The sequence below is a fragment of the Pantoea sp. GW821-FHT03E06 genome (genome assembly GCF_059420725.1).
Genome location: NZ_JBWKUG010000001.1, coordinates 923,870 through 938,911 on the forward strand (window position 1 = coordinate 923,870; position 15,042 = coordinate 938,911).

9 protein-coding genes are annotated in these 15,042 nt (G+C 51.5%); 3 read left to right on the top strand and 6 right to left on the bottom strand.

The window, feature by feature from the left end:
* Positions 1–125: 125 nt before the first annotated feature.
* The 6 genes from AC07WB_RS04190 to AC07WB_RS04215 form a co-directional block, all read right to left on the bottom strand.
* Positions 126–3,638: an autotransporter outer membrane beta-barrel domain-containing protein gene (locus AC07WB_RS04190; protein WP_494940075.1), complete on the bottom strand. Its 3,513-nt coding sequence runs from the start codon at positions 3,636–3,638 to the stop codon at positions 126–128.
* A gap of 311 nt (positions 3,639–3,949) precedes the next feature.
* Positions 3,950–5,020, bottom strand: coding sequence for an ABC transporter ATP-binding protein (locus AC07WB_RS04195; RefSeq protein ID WP_097094802.1), 1,071 nt, complete (start codon positions 5,018–5,020; stop codon positions 3,950–3,952).
* The gene (locus AC07WB_RS04200) at positions 5,013–6,782 is read right to left on the bottom strand and encodes an ABC transporter permease (RefSeq protein ID WP_494940076.1); all 1,770 of its coding nucleotides are present in this window, start codon (positions 6,780–6,782) and stop codon (positions 5,013–5,015) included. Before AC07WB_RS04200 ends, AC07WB_RS04195 begins: the two co-directional genes overlap by 8 nt.
* 74 nt (positions 6,783–6,856) lie before the next feature.
* The gene (locus AC07WB_RS04205; protein WP_494940077.1) at positions 6,857–7,945 is read right to left on the bottom strand and encodes an ABC transporter substrate-binding protein; all 1,089 of its coding nucleotides are present in this window, start codon (positions 7,943–7,945) and stop codon (positions 6,857–6,859) included.
* Positions 7,946–8,120: 175 nt separating this feature from the next.
* Positions 8,121–8,822 carry a response regulator gene (locus AC07WB_RS04210; protein ID WP_345827206.1) on the bottom strand — a complete coding sequence of 234 codons (702 nt, stop codon included), beginning with the start codon at positions 8,820–8,822 and terminating at the stop codon, positions 8,121–8,123.
* Positions 8,815–10,467 (bottom strand): ATP-binding protein, encoded by a 1,653-nt coding sequence (locus AC07WB_RS04215; protein WP_494940078.1) that lies wholly within the window; start codon positions 10,465–10,467, stop codon positions 8,815–8,817. Before AC07WB_RS04215 ends, AC07WB_RS04210 begins: the two co-directional genes overlap by 8 nt.
* 1,031 nt (positions 10,468–11,498) lie before the next feature.
* Between AC07WB_RS04215 and AC07WB_RS04220 the strand changes: the two genes are divergently transcribed.
* Genes AC07WB_RS04220 through AC07WB_RS04230 form a run of 3 tightly spaced genes read left to right on the top strand, consistent with a single transcriptional unit; the run spans position 11,499 to position 14,792 of the window.
* Positions 11,499–12,476 (top strand): glycosyltransferase family 2 protein, encoded by a 978-nt coding sequence (locus AC07WB_RS04220; RefSeq protein ID WP_345827203.1) that lies wholly within the window; start codon positions 11,499–11,501, stop codon positions 12,474–12,476.
* A 16-nt stretch (positions 12,477–12,492) separates the two neighbouring features.
* Positions 12,493–13,800 (top strand): oligosaccharide flippase family protein, encoded by a 1,308-nt coding sequence (locus AC07WB_RS04225; protein WP_494940079.1) that lies wholly within the window; start codon positions 12,493–12,495, stop codon positions 13,798–13,800.
* A complete protein-coding gene (locus tag AC07WB_RS04230) occupies positions 13,797–14,792 on the top strand; it encodes a glycosyltransferase family 2 protein (protein WP_345827201.1) in 996 nt (331 codons plus the stop codon). The genes AC07WB_RS04225 and AC07WB_RS04230 overlap by 4 nt, the downstream gene beginning before the upstream one ends.
* Positions 14,793–15,042: the final 250 nt, after the last annotated feature.

Here is a 15,042-nt window from a genome sequence, read left to right on the forward strand (position 1 = left end):
GTCCAGCACCTGTTTGGCGAGGCCTTTGGCCTCGCCTTTTTTTGTTTGTGGGGGAAGAATCCAGGCCATAAAAAAAGCACCGCTGTTTCCAGCGATGCTCTGATTAAGACAGGCCGATTGCGCGATTAAAAACTGACGTTGACGCCCAGAGAGGCGCTAGATTCACTAAAGCCTTTACCGCCAACCTGTTGTGCCACGCCGCCCCAGACACCCACGCGATCGAGCACTTTAGCCTCCATGCCGAGCTTCACTTCACCGATATTGCGCGCGCCGGCCTGCTCGATCTTCACGCCGTCTAGCTGGCTACCGTAGCGCTGCGTGTTGTGCAGCCAGTTCACTTCTGCATAGGGCTCAACGATAGCGCTCTTCATCGCAGCACGCACGCCAGCGCGGGTTTGCACATTATTATTGCCGGTGGCGCTGACGTGCGTCCCGTTTTGTTCGGTGTAATCACCCGGTTTCACACCCATCCATACTGCCTGTGCTTTTGGCTGCAGGCGATATTGCTGCTGCTCACCGAACGCAAAGGTATAGCCACCTTCCAGTGATGCGCTGAGGCCGTGCGACTTATAGCTCTCCTGACCGATACCGTCACCTTTCACGCTGTTGTTGAATGTGCTGTAAGCCAGCCAGCTGTCGGCATAGGCACCGGTTTTTGACACGCTGTCCTGCTGCCAGTTTGCGTAAACACCACCGCTGTAACCATTAATCTGGCCCCTGGCGGTGTAGCCGGTGATGGTAGATTTGGTATGGCTTTTCGCATTACCGTAGCCGGCCATCACGCCAAGGCTGAAACGGTCACTGCCGTTTAGACTCCACTGCGCCACGTCACCGCCCAGCTGTGTCATAGCGATATTGGTGGTGCTCTTCAGCTGGCCGGTGCTGTCGTCAAAGCGATTGTGCGACGCTTTATTGCGCAGCCACAGCGTAGTTTTTTCCACTTTGCCGGTCATCGGGTCTCGATATTCGGTGATACCGGACCGATCTGCGGCACTCAGCGTAAACAGATTGTTTGCCGCTGCCAGATTGGCGATATAGCTGCCAACTTCAGGACGTGCGCGCGGTGCATGCTCAGGCGGTGTGATTCCTGGATCAACAGGTATTGTGGGATCAACCGGCGTGGTGGGATCAACCGGCGACCAGCTCGTCAGCTGCCATTTGCCGTTATCGCCTTGCACCAGATCGTAATCCCACGCGCCGCCAACAATGCGGCCATCCTGTTCAAATTTGCCCGCTGCGTTGCCGTCAACCTTGATAAGCTCAATGCCTTGCAGCGTGGCATCACCTTTGCCGCCAGCATTATGCACCTGAACTTTGGTGGTGCCGCTGCTGTCGCCAGTGATATGCAGGTGGTCCGTTGCGGAGTTGTCATCGCCCAGCGCCAGGTTCATTACCAGCTTAGCGTTGTCAGCGTGGTAATTGCCGTTAACGGTCAGGTTTTTAAAGCTTCCGTCGCTGTGATCAAAACTGATGATGCTGTCTTTTGCTGTCAGGTTGTCAACCGTGGAGTCGCCGGTAATATTCCAGCTACTGTTGTCGCCCAGCGTCAGGTTTTGCAGGTCATGAGCCGCGCCGCGCCAGATCGAACCGGCGTTCAAAGAGAGAGTGCTATTTAACGTTTTGCTGCGTTCAATATTGATATCGCCCTGCAGCAGAGAATGATTGCTGGCGTTCAGCGTGATGCCTCTGACATCGGCTCCCGCATCTTCGCCGGATGCCAGCTTACCCGCTTCCAGCAATGTACTGCCGGACAATACGCTATTATCCAGGTTGATAGTGGTTAACGCGGCATTGTAGGCAAGCACGGCGGGTCCATTTTCAACGGTCAGCGACGTGCTATTCAGATTAATATCGCTTTCAGTATAACGGGTTAGGATACCAATCCCATTATCACCTTTAACGTTTAAAGTGGAGTTATTAATGCTAGCTGTAGGATTGTTAGAGCTTAAATAAGCATTGCCGGTGTGAATTGCAATAGTCTCTATACCCGAATTATTGCTGTTATTCAGGTTCACCAGCATGTTGTCAGCGGTAAGAGATGAACCGCTTTGCACAGAAAATGCAGTTCCGCCACTTAAACTGGTTATTGTTGAATTTGAGACTTTTAATTTGCCATCATAGGTTGATTTGGTCCCGATGCCGCCATGGGTGATTTCAATATCAACATTATTAGCATCAATGGCACTTGAATACTGTGAAGTAAGCCCACTGTTATTTTCACCGGATGATATTAGCTTACTATTGCTAACCGTTGCGGAAGCACCCGCGCCTGAAATATAAACTGCACCTTCGCCATTTTTGCTACCAGAAATAGTGCTATTGTCAATTTTTATTGAGGTGCCATCTCCGGTTCCATAGATGCCAGATGACTGCGCATCGATATTCGCATTGCTGACGTCAAGCGTTGATTTGTTAGCGTAGAGCCCATAACCCGTTGAAGCAACCTGAATATCCTTAATAAGAATTTTTGCGTTATCGAGTGCAGCAATACCGTAACTTGCCGCACCATGGGTTGTTACGCGCGTATCGCTGATAGTCAGTGTGGAACCTTGGCCACTGGCATAAATGGCGTAGGCTTTATCACCGGTCGTTTCAACATTGACATGATTCAATATTCCGCTGGCACCTTTTTTAAAGGAAACGGCTTCTGCGCCATTGTTCATACTTAATATATCGGTATGTTCAATATTGAATATCGCGTTGCTTCCCGTGGCATAGATACCTGAAGAGCCTGAAGTAATATGCATATTCTTGAGCGTTACAGCCGAGTTTTCACTGTAAACCCCCCAGCGTGCGGAGTTTACCGTTACGCCATCGGCATGAAGAATACCGCTACCTTTAGTATAAATACCGTAGCTTCCCGCACCGGTGGCGGTAATCGAACCGCCAGTAATATCCAGCTGTGAACCACCGCCCACCCAGCCACCATATGATTTTTCACCGCTGGTGATGTAGTCAACGTTCGTGCTGGAGACTTTTCCGCTGGTCTCTGCTGCAACGGCATAGGCACCATTTCCCGCCACGTTAACCGTGCTGTCTGCGATGTCCACGAGTGCACCTTTACCTAAACCATGTACGCCAAATCCCGCGGCGTTCACATTCAGATTTTTAGCTTTAATCGTTGCTGCGTTCGCGTACACCCCTTTACCCGAACTATTGATAGTGATATCGCTGGCCGTCAGGTTACCGCTTTTACCCGCAACTAACCCATGTCCGGCTGCGCCTGTGGTGGTAACGCTTCCTCCGGATACATTAATATTTGAGCCTGCGCCAGTAACATAAACGGCGTAAGCACCACTACCGGAAGTGTTAAAATTCACATTGCTACTATAAGCAGTGGCATTTTTTTCAACGAATAAACCATGAGCATCAGCACCAGTGGTATTGACATCTTTATCTTTAATATCGAGGATGTTTCCCTGACCGGATGCGTATTCTCCGTAGGCGGGAGCGGCGAATGCGGGTTGAATAAAGAGCCCTACTGCTGCTGCCGTAATTAAGGCGCCCAGTGCTCCGCGGCGAATAACCTGAATGACAGATGCTGAGGAGGATGATTTAACTTTTCCGCGCGCAAGTTCTGAGGTTACCACATAATTACCCTGGCTATGATTCCAGATAACGCGATAATTTTTGTTCATTTTTTATTCCCGCAAGCAAATTACGCGCGAAAAATAATTTCGTGCGCTGAATGGGGTGGTTGGTGGTTGAGATTAATATGGGTAAGTCGATGCTTTGCGGGAGGGATGATATTTGAATTACACAGAAAATATAATTGAGACTGGTCTTGAATTATTCCATTAACGATAGTTATTACTTATGGGTGAAAAGGGCGCTTGATTTTATTGTTTTTGTTGCCGTGATGGCTTGGCTAATTTTTTATCGGGATGGAGAATCAGTAAGTATTGAGAGCCTACCCAGCAGGGAGCGGCAAAAACCGCTCCCAAACACCTCACCCTTTCGGGAAAATCCATACGTGGTTTTCCGGCAATGCCAGATGGCAGTGCTGCGGATCGCGCACCTCGGTGCCGTAGGCGCGAATCACAAAATCGTCGCCGACGGTGCGGAACAGATATTCCCAGCGGTCGCCGAGATACATGCTGGTGAGCAGCGGCAGTTCCAGCTGGTTTTCGCCAGGGCCATCAACCAACCTCACGCGCTCCACGCGAATCACCGCCGTGGCATCCTGCCCCTGTTGCACACCTTCACCCGCTAACCCCCATAACGCCCAGCCTTTACCTTCGATCCGCGCTTTGCCGTCGCGCAGCTCGGTGATTTTGCCGTGCAGCCGGTTATTGCTGCCCATAAACTCGGCGGTAAACAGGGTTTTCGGCGAGCCGTACATCTCCTGCGGCGTACCCTGTTGCTCGATCTTGCCGTTATTCAGCAACAAAATACGGTCGGAAATCGCCATCGCCTCATTTTGATCGTGCGTCACCATCAACGCCGACAAGCCCAGCTTGATGATCAGCTCGCGCAGGAACACGCGCGCCTCTTCACGCAATTTGGCATCCAGGTTTGAAAGTGGCTCATCCAGCAGGATCACCGGCGGGTTGTAAACCAGCGCGCGACCAATCGCCACGCGCTGCTGCTGCCCACCGGAAAGCTGATGCGGATGGCGTTTACCCAAATGGCCAAGGCCAAGCTGCGAGAGAACATCATTCACCCGCTGGGTGATTTCAGCGGAGGCCACTTTGCGCAGTTTCAAAGGGTAGGCGACGTTCTCAAACACCGTTTTGTGTGGCCACAGCGCGTAAGACTGGAACACTAATCCCAGATTACGTTCCTCTGCGGGGATCTCGCTGCGCGGCGTGCCGGCGTAAACCTGGTTTTTGCCGATGATAATCGTGCCCTGAGTCGGCTTCTCCAGCCCGGCGACCGCGCGCAGCAGCGTGGTTTTACCGCTGCCGGAGGGCCCCAGCAGGGACACCACTTCACCACGCTGCAGGTTCATTGAAACGCCTTTCAGCACCGGGTTGTCGCCGTAGGTTAAGTGCAGGTTCTCGACCGATAATTCAATCATGTAATTTCACTCCAAAGCGTAAAGCGATACCCAAGCCGACGACCACCAGCAGGATATTAATAAAGGAGAGTGCGGCGACGATATCAATCGCGCCTGCCGCCCACAGAGAAACCAGCATTGAGCCGATGGTTTCTGTACCCGGCGAAAGCAGATAAACGCCCGTTGAGTATTCGCGTTCGAATATCAGGAACATCAGCAGCCAGGAGCCAATCAGGCCGTAGCGGGATAATGGAATGGTCACGTGACGCGTAATCTGTCCGCGCGTGGCGCCGGTGCTGCGTGCCGCCTCTTCCAGTTCCGGACCCACCTGAAGCAGGGTGGAAGAGATCAAACGCAGGCCGTACGCCATCCACACCACGGTGTAGGCCAGCCAGACGCTGAAGATGGTGCTGCGCAGCGATCGCAGCCAGACCACCAGGTTATCGCGCAGCCACTGCGACCAGGCGAAATCGGAAAGCCAGCCTGATTTCAGTGCGTTGTCCAGCCACATTGGCAGGAACAGGAATACCCAGAGAAACGCCAGGCCCGCCAGCAATCCCGGCACCGCGCGCGGCACCAGCACGCTGTAGTCAAGGAAGCGCGTGGTGTTGTCCGGTTTGCGGTGCATAGCGATGCCGATAAACAGATAACAGCCTACCGCCACGGCACCGCCAATGACGCCGATCGCCATGGAGTTGACGATGGCGCGCAGCAGGTTGGGCTGCGCCCAGATGGTCTGGAACGTTTTGATCGACAGCTCATCCCACAGCGAGACGCCAACGCCCCAGTTGGAGATAAAGGCGCGCAGCACCACGCCGAGCAGCGGAACACCAATGGTTACGGTCAGCCAGAAGGCGACCACCGCACCGGCCACCCAGCGCCATTTGCCCAGCGGCAGGGCGCGCGCCTGCGACGCTTTCCCTTTGACGGTGACAAAGCGGTTGGCGGTGCGCATCAGGCGGCGTTGCAGCATCACCAGCGGCACCGTGATACAAATCAGCACCACGGCCACTGCGGCCATCAGGTGGTAGGACGGTGTGCCGAGTTTATTAGTGAGCTGGTAGAGATAGGTTGCCAGCACCATGTTGCCTTCAGGATCGCCTAGCACTAGCATCAGGCCGAACACTTCCAGCCCGAGGAAAAACAGCAGCACAATGGCATACAGGATTGACGGACGTACCATCGGCAGGCTCACGGCCGTCATCACCTGCAACGGCGAGGCACCGGCGATACGTGCGGCTTCTTCCACATCCGACCCCACGCTGCGCAGGGCTGATGAGATGTAAAGATAGGCGTGGGGCACGTGGGTTAACCCGGCAATCACCACGATGCTCGACATGTCGTAGATATTCCACGGCAAAAATCCCAGCAGCGACTGCGCCCACAGCGAGAAGAATCCCACCGGCCCGGCCGCCACCACATAACCAAAGCCCAGCACCATCGGCGAGACAAAAATCGGTACGAGGATCAGTGGCTCAATAATGCGTCTGCCGGGGAGATCGGTGCGCACCATTAAGAACGCCAAAATGCCGCCCAGCGGGATGGCGATGATCACCAGGCCGAAGGCCAGAATAAATCCGCTTCGCAATGCCTTGTAGAAATCGGGATCGGTAAAAATAAATTCGAATGCTTCCAGGCTCCACGCTTTCGACGGAGAGAAGAACGGGGCGGAGAGAAAACTTTGTATCACGATGAACGACAGCGGCACATAGATAACCAGCGCGGTTATCAGCACCACGACGCCGCGCGGCAAGCTTTGCCACTTTCTGCGCAATGTACTCATAATGAGACCCTGAATGGCGAAATCAGATAAGAGAAAGAGAAGCGCGACGCAGCCGCCGCGCTTGCTTACTGCCGTTATTTACCGGCGGCCGTGCGCCACTGTTTGATGTAATCGAGACGTTTTTTCGGCTGCAGATATTCCAGCAGGCTCTCGTCAACCGGGATCGGTTTCAGCGCTTTGCCTAACATTTTGGTCATGCCATCAATATCGTTTTTGCCTTCGATATCGTTACGCAGGGAAGGGATATCGGCCTGATTGGCCAGAATGCTTTGTCCTTTCTCCGACAACACGTAATCGAGCCAGAGTTTGGCCGCATTGCTGTTGTGCGCCTGCTGGCTGATAAAGGAGACGCGAGACAGGACCAGGGTGTAATCCTTCGGATAGGAAATACCCAGTGAAGGATCGGTTTTGGCGCGGGCTTCCGCGTAGGAACCGAGGATGTTGAAACCGATCAGGTTTTCGCCGGATGACACCCTTTCCATCATGGTGCCGGTAGAGGATTGTACAGCTAACCCACCTTTGGCGACGTCAGCCAGGGTGGTGAAATAGTGAGGATCGGCTTTGTCATCCTGCACCGAAAGCATGAAGCCAAGGCCCGATTTTTCAATATCGTAGGTGGTGACTTTACTCTTGAATTTGTCCGTCTGGCTGGCAATAAGCTTGGCCAGCGCGGTATGTGAATCAGGCACGTCAGCGGCGGGAATCAGGCGTTTGTTGTAAATGAAAACCACCGGTTCGTAGGTGGTGCCGTAGGCCTTATTATTCCACACCGCCCACTTAGGGATCTGGCTCAACTCTGGCGATTGATACTCCTGCGCATAGTCGGTCGCCAGCTTCAGGCCGGTGTCCATTGAGGAGCTCCACACCACATCGCCGCTGCTGCCGCCTGAAGCCTGCTCGCTGATAAAGCGGTTATACAGCTCGGTGCTATTCATATCGTTATATTCCACTTTGATACCCGGATAAGTGGATTCAAAGCCCTGAATAAGCGGACCGGCCGCTTTGGTGTCGGTGGTGGAGTAAACCACCACTTTGCCCTCTTTTGTCGCCGCATCTATCACGCTTTGATAGTTAGCCGGATAGCCCTGCGGCGGGGCGGCGAAGGCAGAAGCGGCGAGCAGGACAGTAGTAGCAACCAGAGAGAGATGGAAAGTGTTCGACATTATAATTAACCTTTTAGTTACATTTTAGGAACTAAAGGTCAACATAGCCGATCGGTTTTGTCAGACAAGAGGTGACAGATCGTTATCTTCACGAAGTGTGATTGTTGGCGCTGTTTAGCCAATTAACACCATTAAAACCACGCAGACGGCGGCCCGGCATTTGCGCTCGGTCACACTATTCCGCCTGCGTGATTTTACGGTAGAGCCGACGCGGATGGCCGATATTGCCATACTGCATCTCCACGCCAATAAAGCCGATTTCGACACAATATTCCAGGTAACGGCGTCCAGTGGTTTTGCTGATTCCCACGCTCTCCACCACTTGCTCCACCGACCAGCTGGCGGCGGGCGCAGCGCTAAAAAAGTGCTTAACCCGTTCCAGCGTGATGGTTTCTATCCCCTTCGTCGAGGGGGCAGCGGGCACATCGCTGGTGGGCAAATTGAACAGCTTATCCAGCGCGTGCTGATCAACATTCGTCATCTGGCGCATCGTCTGGACCAACAGCATAAAGCGTTCCAGCGAGGCGCGCAGGCGATGAAAAAACACCGGTTTTAGCAGGTAATCGAAAGCGCCGCTGCGCATCGCGTGGCTGCAGGTTTGCATATCGCTGGCGGCCGTGATGAAAATCACTGAGCACTCAAATCGCTTCAGGAGAGGATCGTCAATCAGCGTGACGCCCTGGCCATCCGGCAAGTAATTATCGAGTAGCACCAGGCGCGGCTGATGCACGCGAATAAGATCCCGCGCCTGCTGCAGCGTGGCGGCAATACCTACCACGCGCAGATGAAAATGTTGCTCGATAAATTCGCGATGCAAATCGGCCAGATGGGGTTCATCTTCCACAATGACGACATCAAGTGCTTTGGCGTTATTCATGGGATAGTCCTGTTGAAACCTCGGGCTGGAACGGAATGAAAATGGAGAAAATGGTGCCCTGTGGCGCGTTTTCGCTGATCTCAATGCTGCCGCCCGCCTGATGAACATAACCCGCCGCCAGGTAGAGGCCGATGCCGTGTTCGGAACCCAGCATATCGTCGCCGCTGGTGGGTTTGCTGGTCACGCCTTGCTCAAACAGATGCGGTTTTATCGCCTCATCGACGCCGCAGCCCTGGTCGGCGACTTCAATTAACAGCTCGTGATTTCTGTCTGAAATATAGAGCTCGATAGGGTTGGCCGGTGGCCTAACGTTCAGCGTGGCATCCACGGCGTTATCCAGCACATTTCCCACCACGGACATGAGCGCCGTTTCACTCAGCGCGGCGGGAAGACGCGTAAGCTGGCAGGCCGGATCGAATTTCAGCTCGACGCCTTTCTCTCTGGCACTAACATATTTCCCCAGCAGCAGTCCGCAGAGCGCGGGCGAAGTAAAGCGCGCCGAGACAAAATCCAGGACCTGCTGCGCGCCCGCAGATTGCGCATGGATATAGCGCATGGCATCGTCATAACGCTGCATTTGTAGCAGGCCGACCAGCGTCGCCGTCCAGTTCAGCTGTTCATGGCGCATGATGCGTAAATTATCCGCGTAGCGCTTCACCTGGCTTAGTTGGCTGCTCAGCGTATTGATGTCATTTTTATCGCGGAAGCTGCATACCCAGCCGCTGGGCTCGCCGGGCTCCAGCTCAATCGCGACCCGATTAACGATCACCTGGCGCTGATTCAGTACGGTAATCTGGTCATGATGACGACTTGGCTCATGTACGTCACGTTGGCTGAGAAACGCGGGGTGTATCTGCAACACCGCATCAAGCGGTTTCCCCAGCAGCTCTTTTTCACTCTGCTGCAAATCCAGTAATTCCCGGGCGGCACGATTGATCAAAATCAGCTGTTTTTCTGCATTCACGGCAAACACGCCTTCATACATCGCCTCCAGCAACGCTTTTTGCTGCAGCACCAGTAGCGCAATATCTTTTGGCTCAAGCCAGAACATCTGTTTTTTCAGGTTGCGACTAAACACCCATGAAAAAATAAACAGCAGCAGCAGCAGGGCCACACCGTAGAGGCTGGCTTGCCACAGCAGGCTGGCATTGATATTGGCAATATAGGACGTGAGATAACCCACCGAGACAATGCCAATCACCTGATGCTGCGCATCAAAAATGGGGGCTTTGCTGCGCAGGGAAACGCCGATGCCACCTTTGCGTACGGAAATGATGGTTTTGCCTTGCAGCACCTCGGCATTGTCGCCGCCAATCAAGGGCAGATTAAGGCGCTCGGGCGATTCCGAGTGGTAAAGATGTTGTTCACGCACGTCACCTATCACGATGTAACTGGCATCACTTTGGTCGCGCAGCGGCTGAATCAACGCGGCAATCCCCGCGATATCCCGACGCGCCACCTTATCCGCCAGGCCCGGCATCAGCGCAATTTCGCTGGCCTGCACGCGTGCGCGCTGCCCAAGATCGTGATGCAACTGCCTGTCGATAAAATGAAACAGAATTGTGCCCAGCAAAGCCAGCAGCAGGCAGGAAAAAAGCACCAGAGAGAGAAAGAGTTTTACCTGAAAAGGGAGTCTGCGTTTCATACGGCCTGCAGTAAGGAAAACTGGAGAGTGGCATCCAGGCAGACTAGCACGCGAAAATGCAGGCGGTGATCGACTAACGCCAGAGTTGTGAGCTGGCTACAATCTCCTCGCGACGTAAGGGGTGGTTTGTGCTGGTACATTGAGATCGGGCTTCCCCCTCTTATTCCTGGCCTATCGAGTTGCTGGCGCTAATCAATGGCGTAAATATTCATTCATCACGGCTAATCTATAGGCTTAAAATTTATCAATGCTGCCCCTGAGTAAATTCCGTTTTGGTCTGGAAGCCATTGACCTTATAACCACTACTGGTGAGAATGCCGCTATAAGTTTTGAACCAGATCGCAAATTTTGGGCCTTATGCCCGTTGCAGTGCGGCTGCGAGAGCCGCACTGGATTAACGCCACTTGCACTTATCGGCTAGCGAAAGACGCACCGAGGTAATAAAAGTGCAGGGCATACAGCAAATATCGTTAATGTCGTCACGTGGGTTGAAAAGGCCCGTTTTTTGATGCGTCTTTTCACCGCCGATCGACATGTCTTGCGTTACGTAATGGGTGCAATAAAGCGCCAGCGTTTTTTATTCTCATTACATAAAAGATAAAAATTTAATTTAAGTACACATTGATGAATGCGGTATCTGCGTAATGCAAAAATCGCCGCATGAAAGCGTAACTTGCTGAAAAACAACTGAACTCCTGTGAGTGCAGCGCAGCTTCTTTACGCCAAAAAAAAGAGTTAACTGTTTTCAGTACACGGGTAGCTGTAAGCCTGGGGCGGTAGCCTGCCTATTTTAGCAGCTGAAAACAGAATGAGATTGCTCAGTTTATATGGCGATTATCTTATTACGCTTTTTTTATAGCCAGCATTTCCCGGCTTTTTTAATTAGCCTGAGGAAACTCTGAAATACCTATCCCATAAATGTTAAGCAGGGCGAAAGCAACGTGTAGTGATAGTTATCGATTAATCACCATTGCGTTCACCGATGTTTTTATCCGCCCGCAATTTTAAAGTCGACAGAGTCCAGAGGTCATATGCAAAATCCCGTTAACGACGTTTTACTCAGCGTCATTGTGCCGGTGTATAACGCCGCAGCGTATCTGGAGCGATGCATTGATAGCCTGCTAAAGCAGGATGAAACCCGTTTTGAAGCCATCTTCATTAATGACGGTTCCAGCGATAACTCGCTCGCGATATTACAGCATTACGCCCATTACCCGCATTTTCACATTATCGATAAAGCCAACGGCGGCGTCTCTTCGGCACGCAATCAGGGTATTCGCGCCTCGCGCGGCAAACTGCTGTGCTTTTTAGATGCGGATGATTTTCTGCCGCCCAGCGCGTTTGCCACCTATGTGCACCTGATGCAAAACCCGGTCGCGCTGGTGGTGGGGGAGTCGCAGCACTTCACGCCGCAGGGGCAGCCTCTTGATTTCCCGGCCAACGCCACCGATACGCGCCAGCTGGCGGCATCTGCGGCTATCAACGATTTGCTCTATTTCAATCCCCGCCACGGCATCTGCGATAAGGTGTTTCGCGGCGATGTGATTCGTCAGCATCAGCTTAGCTTTAATGAAGAAATTTATAACTTTGAAGATCTGCTGTTTGTGATTAATTACCTGCATCTGCAACAGGATCGCCAGGTGATATTTACGCAACGGGTGGTTTATCACTATGTGGTATCGGATAACTCCGCGACGCGCTCGGCACTGCGGGAAAAGCACTTCTCCTTTGCGCGCTCCTTTAATGGTATGCAGGCGTTTTTATCTGCACAGCACAGCCGTTGTTATTACCATCTCTATTTAAAAGTCACTTCCTCTTATATCTATAAAGCGTTGTACAGCGACGGATTTAGTCGCGCCTTTGTTGATGAATATATCTCACTCTACCGCCGCAGCTTTAAGTCTTATTTCACATCAGGATTGATGCTCAATCCGTGGAGTCTGTACTTTGCGCTGTTTTTCGTCAGTCCACGACTGGTATCGCGTCTGCGCCGGCTGGCACAGAAATAAACGCTGAGGTTGAGTTGTGAAAGATAAATTAAAAAACTCCATGTGGATGATCGCTGAAAAGCTGATTGCGGTGTTCGGTCTGATATTTGTCACTTCCTATGTGGCGAAATATGTAGGTCCCACCACCTTCGGCATTATCTCGATCTCGATGCTGGTCTTTCAGTTCATTCAAAGCATCGCGCTGATGGGCAGCGATGTCATTCTGCTGAAACGTATATCGCAAAACCGGCACTCCGGTATGCGCTTAATGATGGCCACGTTCCTGCTGGTGTTGGTGATTTACTGCGTGCTGGCAGCAACGGGTATGCTGATTATGGGCGAGGAGTGGAGTACTGAGGCGCTGGTATTTATCTGTGCGGCGGCCATTGCCTGTCTCTTCTCGTCACTCGATTTGGTGAATATCTACAATGAGGCGATGCTTAATGCCCGCCTGAATGTCATCGCCAACCTGGCGGGGTTGGCAATCAGTTTAACCGTGCGCTTCTTTATTTCCTGGTTTGAACTGGACGCCAGGTTATTGGCTATTCCTATCGTGCTGGCCACCTTTATTCCGTTCGTCATTAAGCTCGCCATCTTTCTTAAATATCATCGTCAGGTGCCTATTCCGGCCATTCGTCAGATGAAAAAGTATTCACGCTATATGGTGGCCTCGGGTATTTCCCTGGTGTTTTCCGTGATTGCTGTCGCGATCTATACGCGTGTTAACCAAATCAGCGTCTCCTATTTCCTTGGTGTTAAAGAGGCGGGCATTTTCTCGGTGGCGCTGACGTTAGCCACCGCGTGGGTATTTTTACCCAATGCCTTGCTGGCTTCATTTTTCCCTGCGTTCTTTGCCGAACGTGATGATGAGCAGTCGATTATCAAGGCGCAGAAATTACATTTGCTGGTGATTGGCGTCTCATCAATGGTGATTCTGGCTATTTGGTTGCTGTCCGGATGGTTCATCCGCGACTTTTACGGTGCCGAGTATCTCGATGCGGTAGCGCCAACGTTATTACTCAGCGTGGGGGCGATGTGCGCGGTGCTTAGTAGCGTCATGGATCGCTTTATTATTAAGTACAACGGTTATCGTTATTTGGTGAAGAAAACCTTCGTCGTATTAGTTATCTGCGTGGCGTCATCACTGTTATTGGTACCGTATTTTGGTTTAAACGGCGCGGCAATGAGCGTGGTATTAACCGAGTTCCTCTCCTTCTCGCTACTTAATTACTTTTTCCCGGCTCAGCCAGTTATGCGTATTCATCAAGTGTTTATCAACCCCAGGAAACTATGGCTGTTATTTAGCAATATCAAAACCTCAGACAGTAAAGAGAGTTTATCATGAATGAAAAACCCCTATTTAGTCTTATCATTCCCGTCTATAACTCACAAAAAACCATTAAGCGTACTTTGCTGAGCGTACTTAAACAGACGTTCAGCAATTATGAGGTTATTGTCGTTAATGATGGCAGCAGCGATACAACCCCGAAAATACTGGAGGAGTTTAGCGCTTATTCGCAAGTCACCGTTATTCACCAGGTTAATGGCGGTGTTAGCGCGGCGCGCAATAGCGGAATGCAACAGGCGCGTGGTGAATATGTACTCTTTCTCGATGCGGATGATTGGGTGGATGATAACTTCCTAATGATCTTCAAACAGAATCTTGATGCCTGGCCAGCTGAAACTGTCGATTTGATGGTAGGAAACCTCAATGATAACCGCGTGGGGAAGGTATCGCAGGCGGGCTTCTTCAGTAATGAGGATATTCCCTACGTGCTCGGTGAACTGGAGATGAGTGATAACATCGGTTATCTGCATAACAAATGTTATCGCCGTCAGATCATCGAAGAACTGAATCTGCGCTTTTTAGAAGGCATCTCAATGAGCGAGGATTTATTGTTCAACCTGAAGTTCTTTAGCTGTATTAACAATTTCCTGGTGACACCGGGCGCGGCTTATCACTATGAAGATGTGGAGGCATCATTATCCAAGCGTAAGGTGCAATACAGTGAACTAAAAGTGAGAAAGCAGTTTCTGACGGCACTTTATGACGCTATTATCAGTAAATATCACTCCAGCGATCTCGATTATTTCCTGAAAGGCATTTCAAAACGCGTATTAGCGTTAGATATGCAAATCGTGACCGCAATGTATCACTCTTCGTTTTCACCTGCGGATATTGCCCAGGAAATTAATGAAATTAAGCGGGGGAAATACTCAAAAGGTATTTTCATACTGCTAAATAAAAATGAAAAACTGAAGTACATGATTATGAATTTGAATACTCTCACAGCGTACTATTTTCTTTATGCTCTCTACAGGATGCGCGCATTCTGATTCTCCCTTCATACTTCACGCTGCAGGTGCGTTGGCTGCGTGAATCATTTGGGAGAAAACCGCTATCAGTGGCAACAACTCACCGTTGCCACTTTCGCTTGTATCCAGGTGCGCATAAATGCGCACCCTACGAAAACCCCGCTCATCAAACGTAGGGTCGCCATTCATGGCGACCGATTAACGCAACTGACCTACCTTTCCCCACGCTTACCAGACCTTTCTGCTTCCTCTCCGTGACTCCTTCTTGCAC

What these genes read in the sequence shown, in the direction of transcription:
- AC07WB_RS04215 (WP_494940078.1), bottom strand. Translation starts at nt 10,467, where the DNA reads ATGAAACGCAGACTCCCTTTTCAGGTAAAACTCTTTCTCTCTCTGGTG.
- AC07WB_RS04220 (WP_345827203.1), top strand. Translation starts at nt 11,499, where the DNA reads ATGCAAAATCCCGTTAACGACGTTTTACTCAGCGTCATTGTGCCGGTG.
- AC07WB_RS04200 (WP_494940076.1), bottom strand. Translation starts at nt 6,782, where the DNA reads ATGAGTACATTGCGCAGAAAGTGGCAAAGCTTGCCGCGCGGCGTCGTG.
- AC07WB_RS04195 (WP_097094802.1), bottom strand. Translation starts at nt 5,020, where the DNA reads ATGATTGAATTATCGGTCGAGAACCTGCACTTAACCTACGGCGACAAC.
- AC07WB_RS04205 (WP_494940077.1), bottom strand. Translation starts at nt 7,945, where the DNA reads ATGTCGAACACTTTCCATCTCTCTCTGGTTGCTACTACTGTCCTGCTC.
- AC07WB_RS04230 (WP_345827201.1), top strand. Translation starts at nt 13,797, where the DNA reads ATGAATGAAAAACCCCTATTTAGTCTTATCATTCCCGTCTATAACTCA.
- AC07WB_RS04190 (WP_494940075.1), bottom strand. Translation starts at nt 3,638, where the DNA reads ATGAACAAAAATTATCGCGTTATCTGGAATCATAGCCAGGGTAATTAT.
- AC07WB_RS04210 (WP_345827206.1), bottom strand. Translation starts at nt 8,822, where the DNA reads ATGAATAACGCCAAAGCACTTGATGTCGTCATTGTGGAAGATGAACCC.